This window comes from Rhodospirillales bacterium, from assembly GCA_020638175.1.
Lineage (GTDB): Bacteria > Pseudomonadota > Alphaproteobacteria > Micavibrionales > Micavibrionaceae > JACKJA01.
In genome coordinates this window covers 668,049-683,485 of the sequence record JACKJA010000002.1, presented here as the reverse complement: position 1 = coordinate 683,485, position 15,437 = coordinate 668,049, and the positions used below count along the sequence as shown (strand labels likewise).

General features: G+C 50.0%; 12 protein-coding genes. All 12 read right to left on the bottom strand.

Going from position 1 to position 15,437, the window contains the following annotated elements; all coding sequences use genetic code 11:
• Window positions 1–83: 83 nt before the first annotated feature.
• Complete coding sequence (locus H6868_03295; protein ID MCB9988342.1) at window positions 84–833, bottom strand: HAD family phosphatase; 750 nt, start codon at window positions 831–833, stop codon at window positions 84–86.
• A 42-nt stretch (window positions 834–875) separates the two neighbouring features.
• The gene (locus tag H6868_03290; GenBank protein ID MCB9988341.1) at window positions 876–1,184 is read right to left on the bottom strand and encodes a hypothetical protein; all 309 of its coding nucleotides are present in this window, start codon (window positions 1,182–1,184) and stop codon (window positions 876–878) included.
• Window positions 1,185–1,290: 106 nt separating this feature from the next.
• Window positions 1,291–5,535: a DNA-directed RNA polymerase subunit beta' gene (rpoC, locus tag H6868_03285; GenBank protein ID MCB9988340.1), complete on the bottom strand. Its 4,245-nt coding sequence runs from the start codon at window positions 5,533–5,535 to the stop codon at window positions 1,291–1,293.
• An 86-nt stretch (window positions 5,536–5,621) separates the two neighbouring features.
• Complete coding sequence (gene rpoB / locus H6868_03280) at window positions 5,622–9,890, bottom strand: DNA-directed RNA polymerase subunit beta (GenBank protein MCB9988339.1); 4,269 nt, start codon at window positions 9,888–9,890, stop codon at window positions 5,622–5,624.
• Between the two features lie 267 nt (window positions 9,891–10,157).
• On the bottom strand, window positions 10,158–10,529 hold the full coding sequence (gene rplL, locus H6868_03275) for a 50S ribosomal protein L7/L12 (GenBank protein ID MCB9988338.1): 372 nt from the start codon (window positions 10,527–10,529) through the stop codon (window positions 10,158–10,160).
• Window positions 10,530–10,728: 199 nt separating this feature from the next.
• Window positions 10,729–11,235 (bottom strand): 50S ribosomal protein L10, encoded by a 507-nt coding sequence (gene rplJ / locus H6868_03270; protein ID MCB9988337.1) that lies wholly within the window; start codon window positions 11,233–11,235, stop codon window positions 10,729–10,731.
• A gap of 236 nt (window positions 11,236–11,471) precedes the next feature.
• Window positions 11,472–12,335 carry a hypothetical protein gene (locus H6868_03265; GenBank protein ID MCB9988336.1) on the bottom strand — a complete coding sequence of 288 codons (864 nt, stop codon included), beginning with the start codon at window positions 12,333–12,335 and terminating at the stop codon, window positions 11,472–11,474.
• Between the two features lie 98 nt (window positions 12,336–12,433).
• Window positions 12,434–13,138: a 50S ribosomal protein L1 gene (rplA, locus tag H6868_03260; GenBank protein ID MCB9988335.1), complete on the bottom strand. Its 705-nt coding sequence runs from the start codon at window positions 13,136–13,138 to the stop codon at window positions 12,434–12,436.
• Between the two features lie 3 nt (window positions 13,139–13,141).
• Window positions 13,142–13,570: a 50S ribosomal protein L11 gene (gene rplK, locus H6868_03255; GenBank protein MCB9988334.1), complete on the bottom strand. Its 429-nt coding sequence runs from the start codon at window positions 13,568–13,570 to the stop codon at window positions 13,142–13,144.
• Window positions 13,571–13,944: 374 nt separating this feature from the next.
• Window positions 13,945–14,475, bottom strand: coding sequence for a transcription termination/antitermination protein NusG (gene nusG / locus H6868_03250; GenBank protein MCB9988333.1), 531 nt, complete (start codon window positions 14,473–14,475; stop codon window positions 13,945–13,947).
• 47 nt (window positions 14,476–14,522) lie between these two features.
• Window positions 14,523–14,714, bottom strand: a complete 192-nt coding sequence (gene secE, locus H6868_03245; protein MCB9988332.1) for a preprotein translocase subunit SecE — start codon at window positions 14,712–14,714, stop codon at window positions 14,523–14,525.
• Between the two features lie 184 nt (window positions 14,715–14,898).
• Complete coding sequence (locus tag H6868_03240; protein ID MCB9988331.1) at window positions 14,899–15,426, bottom strand: hypothetical protein; 528 nt, start codon at window positions 15,424–15,426, stop codon at window positions 14,899–14,901.
• Between the last annotated feature and the right edge of the window lie 11 nt (window positions 15,427–15,437).

The window sequence follows — 15,437 nt, the reverse complement described above, 5'->3', positions numbered from 1 at the left end:
CCATCCAATTCAAAATTCTGGCGGAATATACAGTTATCCCCATGGTCCGTCAAGCTTTTGTTTAGAGTTTTTTTACTTTTAGCCTAACGCGGGCGCGGCCCTTTATTTCCGAAAGATTCCAAGGCCTGATCCGTTTCTTTAAAACCCCGGATAATAACGTCGGCCCCGGCATCATAAAACCGGCGTGCCTGTTGTTCGCTTTCCTTCCCCACACCAAAACGCGGATCCATGTAAGCGATCACAAAAATCTCGGCCCGTTTTCCGGCCTCCATACCCGGCGGCGTGTCTTCAAACACCAACGTATCCGCTGGTTCCGCCCCGTTCGTTTCCATGGCGTATTCAAATACCGCCGGATCAGGTTTTTTGCGACCGCCAACCAAATCCGGTCCATAGACCCGATCATTGAAATGATCACGCAGACCGGCTTTATCAAGCCCCCTTTTGGAACGGCCAGACGGATTACTGGAGCCAACGCACAATGTGAACCCCTTGTGCCTCAGCGTTTCAAAACTGGTATCCACATCGGATACTACCAGCAAACTTTTAGACGCATCATAGAGCGCCTGTTTCCAGTCTTCGTGGCGCTTTGCCATGTCTTGCAGCTCACGATCATTCGCGATTATCCCGTGCTCGTTGGCGATAGCGGCGAATTTCTCCACCGCGCCCAGACCTGCATATGCCTTAAAAATATGGCGCGCCTGAAGCTGAGGAATATATTCACCTTCTTTTTGCCAACGGGAACGGGCGATAGACTCCGTTATTAAAGACACTTCATATTCTGAATCGAAAATCGTGCCGTCCAGATCAAATATGGCCAGTTTTTTATTATGCATGGCGCCATTAATCACAGACGCCCACCTTATGACAAGAAAAAACTAGACAAAATCCATGACAAGTTTCAGCAACACCAGGGGCAGAACAACCCATGTCATCAGCAAATTCACCTTGAACAGCCCGTCTTTCAGGAACATAAACGTCAGAACATTAATGACCCCGTAGCCCATCAGGGACAGGGAGAAAATCACCAGCACACGCTCGCCCTGTTCATTGTCCCCCAGAAACGGTACGACCAGAAACTTCAGAAGAAACAGCCCTATGCCTATCCCCAGGACAAGGACACTATTGCGCATGATGCGCCCGATTTTCTTTTCTTTTTTGCGTTCGTATTTATCGAGATCGTTCATGATAAAAGCCTGTAAAATATTGTCGCACAGTTTATTCTAGATTGTCAGGTCATAAAAAAACAGCCCCTGATGACAAGGGCTGTTTTTGATTCTCTCAGGAATGAGTTTAACCGTTAGCAGCTTCCTTGCTTTCGCTTTCGCCTTCCACTTCGGCTTCAGCCGGAGCAGCCATGTCCGCACCAGCGTCCGGCATCATACCTTCGCCGGTTTCGGCGTGGGCCAGTGCTTCGGCTTCCTGCTGGGCGGCAATCGCCAACTTGTCACGGTCTGCGGCAATCTTCTTGATCTGATTGACGTAGGCACCGGTACCCGCCGGGATCAGGCGACCAACAATCACGTTCTCCTTCAAGCCAAACAGCTTGTCGACCTTGCCCTGTACGGACGCTTCGGTCAGAACGCGGGTTGTTTCCTGGAACGAGGCCGCAGAAATAAAGGAACGTGTTTGCAGGGAGGCTTTCGTAATCCCCTGCAGAACCGGCTTGCCTTCGGCAGGCTGTTTGCCGTCTTCGATATATTTCTGGTTCGCCAGCTCAAATTCGCTCCGGTCAACTTGTTCGCCGACCAGGAACGTCGTGTCGCCCGGCGCCATAACCTCAACTTTTTGCAGCATTTGACGCACAATGACTTCAATATGCTTGTCGTTGATTTTTACACCTTGCAGGCGGTAAACGTCTTGAATCTCGTTGATAAGGTAGTCGGCCAGAGCCTCAACACCCATCACATCAAGAATGTCGTGAGGCACCATCGCACCATCAAGAAGTGAGTCACCTTTACGAACGTAGTCCCCTTCTGCAACTGCCAAATGGCGACCTTTCGGGATCAAATATTCAGCGGCTTCCTGTGTGGCATCCGTTGGACGAACAACTAGACGGCGTTTGGCTTTGTAGTCTTTACCAAATTCAACCTGACCTTCGATTTCAGAGATGATGGCTGCGTCTTTCGGACGACGGGCTTCAAACAACTCGGCAACACGCGGCAGACCACCGGTAATGTCACGCGTTTTCGACGTTTCGCGTGGAATACGCGCCACAATATCACCCGCTTTGACTTCCTGACCGTTTTCAACGGAGAGAACTGCATCCACCGATAAATAGTAATTGGCAGGCAGGCCGTTTGGCAGAGTAATCACTTCACCTTTTTTGTCCAACAGGGCAATACGAGGTTTCAGATCACCACCTTTTGGCAGAGAACGCCAGTCAATGACCACTTTCGAAGAAATACCGGTTGCTTCATCCATTTTCTCGGAGATCGAAACACCTTCGATCATATCAAAATAATGGGCAACACCGTCTTTTTCGGTGATAATTGGCATAGTGAACGGATCCCATTCAGCCAACTTATCGCCAGGTTTGACCTTGATATTGTCGTCGACCAAAAGCCGCGCCCCGTAAGGCAGGCGATGAACGATCTTATCAATATCCTTGGCATCCTTGATAACGACCTCGGTATTCCGGCCCATGATAATCGCCACGCCGTCGGAGTTTTTCACGACGTTTTTATGGCGGATTTCAATTTTACCGGCCAGCGGCGCTTCAAAGGAGGATTTCTCCGCCCCGCGCTGCGCCGCGCCCCCGATGTGGAATGTCCGCATGGTCAGCTGCGTACCCGGCTCCCCGATCGACTGGGCCGCCATAACACCGACAGCTTCGCCCATGTTAACCTTGGTTCCGCGCGCCAGATCACGGCCATAGCATTTCGCACACAGCCCGGCCGTCGCTTCACATGTCAGCACCGAACGTACTTTGATTTCATCAATCCCGGCCGTTTCGATGGCTTCGGCGATTACTTCGTCGATCAACTCGCCCGACGGAACGATCATTTCGCCCGTCAGCGGGTGAACGATGTCCAGAGCTGCCGTCCGGCCCAATGACCGCTCGGCCAGGGAGACAACAACATCGGCGCCATTCATAACCGCATCGACCTTCACGCCGCCTTCGGTGCCGCAATCGTCCGTGGTAATCACGGCATCTTGAGCAACATCAACCAAGCGGCGTGTCAGGTAACCAGAGTTCGCCGTTTTCAACGCCGTATCCGCCAAACCTTTACGAGCTCCGTGGGTCGAGTTGAAGTATTCAAGAACCGACAGGCCTTCTTTAAAGTTGGAGATAATCGGTGTCTCGATAATTTCACCTGATGGTTTTGCCATCAGACCACGCATACCAGCCAACTGACGGATCTGGGCTGCGGAACCCCGCGCTCCAGAGTGAGCCATCATGTAAACTGCATTCGGCATGCCGGTGGAGAGATTGGAAATTCCTTTCATCATCGCATCAGCAACTTCATCGGTACAGCGTGACCAAATATCAACGACCTTGTTGTATTTTTCACCCTTGGTGATAAGTCCATCCATATATTGCTGTTCGTATTCCTTGACCTTGGTTTCGGCATCCGCCACCAATTTGACCTTGGCTTCAGGAATAATCATGTCATCCTTACCAAAGGAAATGCCAGAGATACAAGCATAACGGAATCCGAGTTTCATCATACGGTCACAGAAAATTACGGTCTCTTTCTGACCGCAGTGGCGGTAAACCACGTCAATCAGATTCGAGATTTCTTTTTTCGTCAGAGTCGTATTCAAAACACTCACTGGAACGTTTTTATTTCTTGGCAACAAGTCCGCCAACATCATACGACCCGGTGTTGATTCAATCAGACGCGTTACTGGTTCACCTTGTTCATCAACCGTGTCGTAACGACATTTGATTTTCGAATGAAGCGACACGACTTTGGCTTGCAAAGCGTGATGAATTTCACCCATATCACGGAAGATCATGCCTTCGCCGATTTGCTTATCCATCGCAATCGACAAATAATACAGACCCAAAACAATATCCTGAGACGGCACGATAATCGGTTTACCCGATGCCGGTGACAGAATGTTGTTGGTCGACATCATCAGAACACGGCTTTCCAACTGCGCTTCGACAGACAATGGTACGTGAACAGCCATCTGGTCACCATCAAAGTCAGCGTTAAACGCGGTACAGACCAATGGGTGCAGCTGAATAGCTTTGCCTTCGATCAGGGTTGGCTCGAACGCCTGAATCCCCAAACGGTGCAATGTCGGCGCACGGTTCAAAAGAACAGGGTGTTCGCGAATCACTTCTTCGAGAATATCCCAAACTTCGGGGCGTTCGCGTTCGACCATTTTCTTGGCGGCCTTCACCGTTGTCGCCAATCCGTAAAGTTCCAATTTGTGATAAATAAACGGTTTAAACAACTCAAGCGCCATTTTCTTCGGCAGACCGCACTGATGCAATTTCAGTTCAGGCCCCACCACGATGACAGACCGACCGGAGTAATCCACGCGTTTTCCGAGCAAGTTCTGACGGAAACGACCTTGCTTCCCTTTGAGCATATCGGACAAGGATTTCAGAGGGCGTTTGTTTGCACCGGTAATCACGCGACCACGACGGCCGTTATCAAACAGAGCATCCACGGCTTCTTGCAACATACGTTTTTCGTTGCGGACAATAATATCCGGCGCGCGCAGTTCCATCAGGCGTTTCAAACGGTTATTCCGATTAATCACGCGGCGATACAGATCGTTCAAATCCGATGTTGCAAAGCGTCCGCCATCCAAAGGTACCAACGGGCGCAATTCAGGAGGAAGAACAGGCACAACGTCCAGAATCATCCATTCAGGGCGTGTTCCAGAAGAAATAAACGCTTCGATCAATTTTAAACGTTTGACCAGTTTTTTACGTTTGGTTTCGGAAGAACAATCACGGAGTTCTTCTTCGGCCTTCTCTTTTCCGGCTTCAAGGTTGATTGCAGAAAGAATTTCCTTGATGGCCTCCGCACCGATGCCAGCACGGAAGTTTTCTTCGCCATATTCCTCCTGCGCGTCCATGTAGTCTTCTTCGGACAACATTTGCAATGGTTTCAGAGCCGTCAAACCAGGATCAATCACAATATAGTTTTCAAAGTATAAAACGCGTTCAAGATCTTTCAATGTAATGTCGATCATCAAGCCAATGCGGGATGGCAATGATTTCAAAAACCAGATATGCGCAACAGGAGAAGCCAGTTGAATATGCCCCATGCGTTCACGGCGCACTTTGGTCAATGTGACTTCAACGCCACATTTTTCACAGACAATCCCTTTGTATTTCATACGTTTGTATTTACCGCACAAGCATTCGTAATCTTTTACAGGTCCAAAAATACGGGCACAGAACAAACCATCACGTTCAGGTTTGAATGTCCGGTAGTTAATGGTTTCCGGTTTTTTGACTTCACCAAAAGACCAAGACAGAATTTGTTCTGGCGATGCCACGGAAATGCGGATCGAGTCAAAATTCTGGAGGCCGGTTGGCTGTCCAAAGAGGTTCATCAGTTCGTTCATTTTATATTGCTCCGTATAACGGGTTTGAATTCTGGTTTCTCTAGCAGCCTATGGGTCGCGATCCGCAACCCATAGTCATTGATTTATTACTCTTCGTCGGTCTGGTTCATTTCAACATTCAGACACAAAGCTTTTAATTCTTTGGTCAAAACGTTGAATGATTCCGGTACGCCGATTTCGAAATTGTCTTCGCCGCGAACAATCGCTTCGTAAACTTTCGAACGGCCAGCCACATCATCCGACTTAATGGTTAAGAGTTCTTGCAGAGTATAAGCTGCACCGTAAGCCTGAAGTGCCCAGACCTCCATCTCTCCGAAACGCTGACCACCGAACTGGGCTTTACCACCCAGAGGTTGCTGCGTAACCAAAGAGTATGGACCAATCGAACGGGCGTGAATCTTGTCATCAACCAAGTGGTGCAATTTCAAGACATACATGTACCCGACCGTTACCGGACGATGGAATGGTTCACCTGTACGACCGTCAATCAGAGTCACCTGACCAGAGGAGTTCAGACCTGCTTTTTCCAGCAATTCCGTAATATCCGCTTCCTCAGCACCGTCAAAGACCGGCGTAGCCATCGGAACACCGCCACGCAGGTTGCCGGCCATTTCGACCATCTGAACGTCATCCAGCTTGGACACACGTTCATCAAAGTCGCGATCGCCGTAAACGTCGCGCAGTTTGTCTTTCAATTTCTTGACTTCAGCCGCCGCCGGCGCTTTCGGATCGTTAAACCCGTCAAGCATTTCACCAATCTGTTGCCCCAGTTCACGGGATGCCCAGCCAAGGTGGGTTTCAAGAATCTGGCCCACGTTCATCCGTGACGGCACCCCAAGCGGGTTCAGCACGATATCAACGGGGGTTCCGTCCTCAAGGTAGGGCATGTCTTCCTGCTTCATAATGCGGGAAACAACCCCTTTGTTACCGTGACGACCGGCCATTTTATCACCGGGCTGCATTTTACGCTTCACAGCCACGAAGACTTTGACCATCTTCATCACGCCCGGCGGCAGTTCATCACCGCGTTGCAGCTTTTCAACCTTGGATTCAAAGCGGTGTTTCAGGTTTTCAACCGCTTCATCGAAGGTTTCGGACATCGCTTCGATCTCCGCCATGCGGGTTTCGTTACCCACGGAAATCTGACGCCACAAACCACGTTTGATCGCATCCAGATCGGCTTTTTTGATTTTTTCGCCTTTCTTGATCTTGATGTCTTTCGCGCCGGACTCAAAGGTCTGACCTTGCAGCATGTCTTTCAAACGAGAATAGAATCCGTCTTCAAGAATTTTACGTTCATCATCACGGTCTTTTGCCAATTGATCGATTTCTTCACGTTCAATCGACAGTGCACGAGAATCTTTATCGATACCACGACGATTAAAGACGCGAACCTCAACAACTGTTCCTTGCGTTCCCGGAGGAAGACGCAAAGAGCTGTCTTTGACATCTGCAGCTTTTTCACCAAAAATTGCGCGCAGCAATTTTTCTTCCGGTGTCATCGGGCTTTCGCCTTTTGGTGTGACTTTACCAATCAGAATATCACCAGGACCAACTTCGGCACCGATGTGAACGATACCGCTTTCATCAAGGTGCTTCAAAGCTTCTTCACCGACGTTCGGAATATCACGTGTGATTTCCTCAGGTCCCAATTTGGTATCACGCGCCATCACTTCGAATTCTTCGAGGTGGATGGATGTAAATACGTCATCGGCCACAATCCGTTCGGACAGCAAAATCGAATCTTCGAAGTTATAACCGTTCCAAGGCATGAACGCGACCAGCACGTTTTTACCAAGAGCCAATTCTCCAAATTCCGTTGATGGGCCATCAGCAATGATGTCTCCCGCCTTCAACATATCGCCCACTTTCACCAGAGGTTTCTGGTTGATGCAAGTCGATTGGTTAGAGCGTTGGAATTTCATCATTTTATAGATGTCAACAACAGGTTCATCAGAACGCAATTCTTCCGTTGCACGAATAACAATACGGTTTGCATCCACTTCAACAACGACACCTGACCGACGCGCCGTAACAGCAGCACCAGAGTCACGCGCCACCGGCAATTCCATACCAGTTCCAACCAATGGTGCATCAGAACGCAACAAAGGAACGGCTTGACGTTGCATGTTCGATCCCATCAGGGCGCGGTTCGCATCATCATTCTCAAGGAATGGAATCAACGCCGCAGCAACAGATACAATCTGTTTCGGCGACACGTCGATATATTCGATAAGTTCTGGTATCGACATCAAGTTTTCACCAGCTTTACGGCAAGATACCAAGTCGTTTGTGAATTCACCAACGTCACTCAGCTCAGCATTCGCCTGTGCAATCGTGTATTTAGCTTCTTCCATAGCGGACATGTAAATGACTTCGTCAGTTACCTTACCATCAACAACCTTGCGGTACGGCCCTTCAATGAAGCCATACTGGTTGACGCGGGCAAAGGTCGCCAGCGAGTTAATCAGACCAATATTCGGACCCTCAGGTGTTTCAATCGGGCAAATCCGTCCGTAGTGGGTCGGGTGCACGTCACGCACTTCAAAGCCCGCACGTTCACGGGTCAAACCGCCAGGACCGAGTGCCGACAAACGACGTTTGTGGGTAATTTCGGACAATGGGTTGGTTTGATCCATAAACTGGGACAATTGTGATGATCCAAAGAACTCACGTACCGCCGCTTGAGCCGGTTTGGAGTTAATCAAATCATGGGGCATGTAATTGTCGATGTCGACAGAAGACATCCGTTCACGAATCGCACGTTCCATCCGCATCAGACCCAAACGAACCTGATTTTCCATCAATTCACCAACCGAACGCACACGACGGTTGCCAAGGTTGTCGATATCGTCAATTTCACCAACGCCGTCCTTCAGACCATGCAGGTATTTCAGGATTGCCAGCATGTCTTCCTTGCGCAGGACACGCAAATCATCCGGCGTATCCAGATCCAGACGCGCGTTCATTTTCACACGCCCGACATCGGACAGGTCATAACGCTCGGCATCGAAGAACAGGGAGTAGAACAAAGCCTGCGCCGATTCAACCGTGGGCGGCTCGCCCGGACGCATAACGCGGTAAATATCGATCAGTGCCTCTTCGCGCGTATCGCATTTATCAACTTCCATCGTATTGCGGATATACGGACCGACATTGGTGTGGTCGATTGCCAGAACCAGAAGTTCGGAAACTTTTTTGTCAGCCAAAGCCGCCAGATCATCTTCGGTCAGCTCATGACCGGCTTCATACAAGACCTGACCCGTTTCTTCATCGAACAGATCAAGCGCCAGATACTGGCCAACCAGCTGTTCTTCCGCGACCAGGATATCTTTCAGGCCATCTTCGATAAGCTTCTTGGCTTTCCGCGGCGTAATTTTCTCGCCCGCTTCCAGAACGACTTTGCCGGTTTTGGCATCAATCAGGTCGTTGAGCAGTTTAACCCCGCGCATACGATCCGCATCGAACGGCGTTTTCCAGCCTTTTTTATCCTTGGCGTAAACAACATGCCCATAGAATGTCGACAGAATTTCCTCATTCGGCATCCCTTGCACCAGCAACGGATCGACTTCCTGATCCTTTTCTTCGCATTCTGCACGGTAAGCTGCCGTTTCAGCGCTATCCAGCGCCCGCAGCAACGTCGTCACCGGCAATTTACGGCGACGGTCGATCCGGACATACATGTGATCTTTGGCATCAAATTCAAAGTCCAGCCAAGACCCGCGATAAGGGATAACGCGTGCAGCAAAAAGGTATTTACCAGACGCGTGCGTTTTGCCGCCGTCATGGTCGAAGAACACACCGGGAGAACGGTGCATCTGGGATACGATAACGCGCTCGGTCCCGTTGACAATGAACGTCCCGTTTTTGGTCATGAGCGGCATGTCTACCATGTAAACATCCTGCTCTTTAATATCGCGGATAGAGCGCAGGCCGGTGTCTTCGTCAACATCGAACACCGACAGACGCAGCGTCACGCGCAGCGGCGCAGCATAGGTCATATCGCGCTGGATACATTCCTCAACGTCGTATTTAGGCTCTTCCAGTTCATAGGACACGTAATCAATCTCGGCACGATCCGAAAAATCCTTGATCGGGAAAACTTCGGTCAGAACCTTGTGCAGGCCCTGCATCTTACGGTCATCCGCCGCGATATTATCCTGAAGGAAGCTCTCATAGGACTGCGATTGTACCGCAATCAGGTTAGGCATATCCACAACTTCGGGAATTTTACCAAATGATCGCCGAACCCGTTTACGACCGGTATAGCTATCGACATCATTAGCCACTTTGAAAGACGTATTTTCTTTTTTTGCAGAATTCTTGGAATTGGAACTGGTTTTTGCTGCGCTCATTTTGACTACCTTTTTCCCGTCTTTTTAAAAACACGTAAAGGCCGCTCTCACCCCTTCTCCTCTTTCGGAAAAGGCCGATGCGGCATAAATAACACGGATCTATCCGTTATGCGGAAATCCTGATCTCAACTCTCACCACGGATGCTTTGCACGGTGTATATGGCCCACCACTCGCCTTGTGTCAAGGGATTTTTACAGAGCAAAACATCCCAGACCATGCGAACCAATCGCAGATCCGGGATGTGCTCTTACTTTTATTGGCCGGGCTTACTTCAGCTCGACGCTTGCACCAGCTGCTTCCAGCTTGGCTTTCATTTCTTCGGCTTCTTCTTTTTTGGCGCCTTCTTTGATGTTACCACCAGCTTCCACCAGGTCTTTGGCTTCTTTCAGGCCCAGACCGGTGATTGCGCGCACTTCTTTAATTACAGAGATTTTGTTACCACCGGCATTGGTCAGAACAACCGTGAAATCGGTTTTCTCTTCCGCTGCTTCAGCAACAGCGCCCGGAGCAGCAGCAACAGCAACAGGTGCTGCGGCAGATACGCCCCATTTTTCTTCCAAGATTTTTGCCAGCTCAGCCGCTTCCATAACGGACAGGGCGGACAGTTCCTCAGCAATTTTATTCAGATCAGCAGCCATTTTCTTTCTCCTTTTCAGTTAATCGGTTGTCTATTGTCTAATGATCGAAATTTTTCTTTCAACGGAAACTAAAGGATAAAATTATATCATCCCAAATTCTGTCAAAAGCAGTCCGACTATCTTTCTCAGCCGCATCAGCCTTAATCGACTTTGATGCGTAGTGAAATTGAAATGCCAGACCAAAACCCATTGTTATCTCCTATGCGCCCTTGGCACCGTAAGCACCGCATACGCGGGCCAGTTGACCGGCGGGAGCCTGCAGCACACCAGCGACTTTCGTTGCCGGCGCCTGAATAAGGCCAACCAGTTTGCCGCGCAGTTCATCAAGGCTCGGCATTTTCGCAAGTTGTTCAACGCCATTGGCATCGAGGATCGTTGACCCCATCGCACCGCCGATAACGATCAGTTTTTCGTTATTCTTGGCGAATTTTTGCAAAACCTTTGCCGGAGCGACAACATCAGCCGATGACAGCATCACAACCGGTCCCTTGAACAGGTCGGACATGCCTTCAAACTTGGTGCCTTCCAGCGCCCGGATTGCCAGTTTGTTCTTTGTTACTTTAACGCGCACATCTTCACCATTACGGCGCAGGGCGGTCATTTGTTCAACCGTTGATCCCTCATAGAGAGCCAGAACAACCGTTTCATCATTCATAAACCGCTCATGATATTCTGCGGTAACATCTTCTTTGCGTGCACGGTTCATAGCCATAGCTTCAAACTCCTCAAAACAATAAAAAAGGATGCATCCATTTCGTTTGCATCCTGCCTAAAAAAACTTTTTGATAGCGAATAAAAGGTGTGCGCACCAAGGCGCAACAAAATATTTTTTACCTTTTACCCTCATCTATGCAGGATTTATAGCGCCAGCGCCAACCCGCAGTCTCCGACAGGGAACGAGGCGGTTTTAACCAAAGCCGGACCACACGTCAAGAAAAAACTTCAGATCGTTGCAAAAATCAGCAAGGCTGCACTGGCCAGCATCAAAAGCCCGGCCAGCGGGCTGGCCTTGTCTTCAACCCCTTCGATCCGGTGTACGATCAAAAGCCAGACCGGCACCAGCATGGCCAGAATACTCGGAAAACCAGGATTAGGGGCATAAACGATGCCGAAAACAAAGGTCGCGTAGGCCAAGGCGGCGGGGATGCCCGCGATAATTCCAGCCTTTGCCGTTTGAGGGGATATCAGGGATTTATTGATCTTTTTGCGCAGGAGCAAAGCCCCGATCAGAACCGCCATCATAGTCAGATAGCTGATAAACAGGAACGCCAGTACAGAGGGCACCACTGCCGTCACAGGGATCACCAGCTTGGTCGCCACCGCCGCCACGGCATACGTTACGCCCAGAGGAACCACCGCCGAAAAGGTTTGCAGCGTCAGATCGGGGGAACGGATCTTAAACAGAGCAATCCCGGCCAGCAAATAAGAGAGAACAACCATTCCGGTCATTTGCAAATCATGCATATGCGCCTGAAACGCCGTCGGCATGACCAAAAGCCATATCACGAAGGCGGCAAAAGCTTCGAGCGGCATATAAATAGCCGCCACACGCGCTTTATTCTGCGCCGCCAGATTGAGGCTCATCAATGTCCCGACCGTCATAATCAGCGATACAATGACCGCCGCGAAATAAAACCGACCATCCTCCGGCCATGCCATAAAGGGAAACAGACAGGCCAGTACAGTAACGGCGCATATCGCATGCCAGAATGCCATGTGCCAGCGATCGGCCTTCAGCACGCGCCCGGCTTCGGATAAACCCGCCCGGAATAAAGAATGAAGCAGCCCGTAAATAATCCATTGCATTTTTGTTTTTTCTCCCCGCACCAACGCACAAAAAAACAGGCCCCCATGGTACTATGGGAGCCTGTTTTGAAAAAGTGTTTTTAAGTAAAGGTCAGCGCTTACGCAGCTTGATCCATTGCCGCAGCAATATCAATCTTGATACCCGGCCCCATCGTAGAAGTCAAAGTGACTTTTCTCATGTAAGTCCCTTTGGCGCCCGACGGACGAACCCGCTGGATTTCCTTGATAAAGGCTTTGACGTTTTCGATCAGTTCTTTTTCGCCAAATTCCAGTTTACCAACACCGGCATGAACGATCCCGGCCTTTTCGGCACGGTATTCGATCGCGCCGCCCTTGGCGGATTCAACAGCCTTTTTGACATCCGGCGTTACCGTACCCAGTTTCGGGTTCGGCATCAGACCTTTCGGACCAAGGATTTTACCCAGACGGCCTACCAGCGGCATCATATCCGGCGTGGCAATGCAGCGATCAAAGTCAATCTCGCCCTTCTGGATTTTTTCCATCAGGTCTTCGGCACCGACGATATCAGCCCCGGCTGCCTTGGCTTCCGCCGCTTTATCGTCCTTGGCAAAAACAGCCACACGCACGGTTGCCCCCGTGCCATTCGGCAGTTCATACATACCGCGGACCATCTGGTCAGCGTGACGCGGGTCGATGTTCAAGTTTACAGCCACTTCGACCGTTTGCTTGAGTTTCCGTGCCTTACCACATTCCTTCAGGATTTTGATCGCTTCCTCTACGGTGTAGAGTTTTTCGCGATCGACCATGTCATTGGCGGCTTTCATTTTTTTAGCTTGTGTCATCTCTTAGTCCTCCACCACTTCGATGCCCATGGAACGTGCAGAACCAGCGATAATCTTCTTCGCGGCTTCAATGTCATTGGCATTGAGATCCTGCATTTTTTCCTTGGCGATACCTTCCAGCTGGCTGAAACGGATCGTCGCGATCGTCTCATGACCAGGTGTCTTGCCACCGCTTTTTTGTTTAATCAGCTGCTTGAGGAAGTAGCTTGCCGGCGGGGTTTTGGTGATGAAGTCGAACGAGCGATCTTCATAGACAGAGATAATAACCGGGATCGGAATGCCTTTTTGGTCTTCTGTCTTGGCGTTAAATGCCTTACAGAAATCCATGATATTCACACCGTGTTGACCCAAAGCCGGACCAACGGGCGGGGATGGGTTGGCAGCGCCCCCCATGATGGTAAGATTGATCTTACCTGTTACTTTTTTAGCCATTATAGCCTCCTAATAATGCGTCATCCCGTTGGCATTTTGCGAAGCAAAATCCGCACGAACGGGATCCATTATGTGCGAAGCGAAGCTTCGCGCTTTTTCTGGATCCCCGCCGTCCAAGCGTTTCTTAACGAAACGCCGCGGGGATGACGGCGGTTAGTGGGTCGTGGTCCGGTTCCGGATGGCAGCGCCGATAATGGCGTTTTACCGGAAAACCTCCCACGTCTCTTTTATTCCTATAAGGAACGCTGGCACAATTACAGGATCGCCGGATAAATGGCAAGCTTTTTTGATGATTTCGATGGCACAAGCCATAAAAAAAAGACCGCCGACAACAAAGCTGACGGCGGCCTGTATCAAGAGCATCGCGCTCGTATCTAGATTTTTTCGACCTGAGAGTATTCCAGCTCGACCGGCGTTGCCCGGCCAAAGATCGAAACGGATACTTTGAGCTTGCCTTTTTCCTCGTCGATTTCCTCGACCATCCCGTTAAAGGATGCAAACGGCCCATCGCAAACCTTAACTTCTTCGCCGATATCAAAGATAACGCTCGGCCGGGGACGTTCGATCCCTTCTTGAATCTGGTTCATCAAGCGCTCGGCTTCTTTCTCGCTGACCGGCGAAGGCTTGTTGCCCGCACCCAGAAAGCCCGTTACCTTCGGGGTATCTTTAATCATGTGCCAGACATCATCGCTGAGGTCCAGTTTCGCCAGAACGTAGCCGGGGAAGAATTTCCGTTCGGCCTGTACACGCTGGCCGCGTTTCACTTCCATGACTTCCTCGGTCGGCACCAGAATTTCTTCGACCTTGTCTTCCATACCCTGTTTGCGGGCTTTTTCCTGAATGGCTTCAGCAACCTTGTTTTCAAAGCCGGAATAAACATGCAGGACATACCAACGTTTTGCCATCTTACTTACTCTCTTTATATTTGAAATTTCGTCTTTACCAATAAACCTTACGCGCCCAGCCCCAGCACCAGCTTGACCAGAAACGACAGAACCTGATCGGCCATAAACAAAAACAGTGAAGCCAACACAACCATAATGAACACGGCAATCGTGCTGACGGTTGTTTCATGGCGTGTCGGCCAGGTAATCTTTTTCATCTCGGATTTGACCTGACGGACATATTCTACGGGACTTATCATTGTCTTTTTCCTTTAGCCTTGTTTTTTGTCTTTGACCACAGGTTCGTGTCTTGGCGGTGTCCGCCGGGCAACAACAAACCAAATTGTCAGGGAATGAGGTTTTTATATAGGCAAATTCCGGCAAAGGCCAGTAAAAAAATTTTAAGATATGGCTGTTTTTACAAACGCGGCGATGATCCTGCCTTTATTGATAGCGGAGGATTGTTTTTCTGGTCGCCCATTCTTTTTCGCTATAGCTGCCCGCCATAACATGATCCGGGCCGAACGATTCCTTCTGCGCCGCCGCCCAGGCCAGCCCGACTTCCAACGGCACGGTTAAAGCGGCTGCATTATCGGCGATGTCTTTGCTTATGAACAAAACACCATTTTCCTTATCCAAAGCCGTTTTGGAACCTGCACACAGACCAAAACCATTAGACAAAGCCCGTTCAGCATCCGCCCAGACAGATGGAGAAGATGACGACAAAACATCCAAGGCGGCTTTACGAATATCAAGCTGTGACAGCCGGGCAGACGCCTTCAGCGCGTTTTGTTCTCGGACGGCGCAATCAGCTGATCTGCTCACCGACAACCGGCTTACCAGATTGTTCAGATGCAAGTCATCCTCTTGTGAGGTATTCATACTCAGGGCTATGAACAAACCTGTAATGGCCAGACCAACGCCAGCGGCACGATAGCGTAGCGCTCTGATAAACGATTTTTCCTGTGGCATTGCTGGCCCCG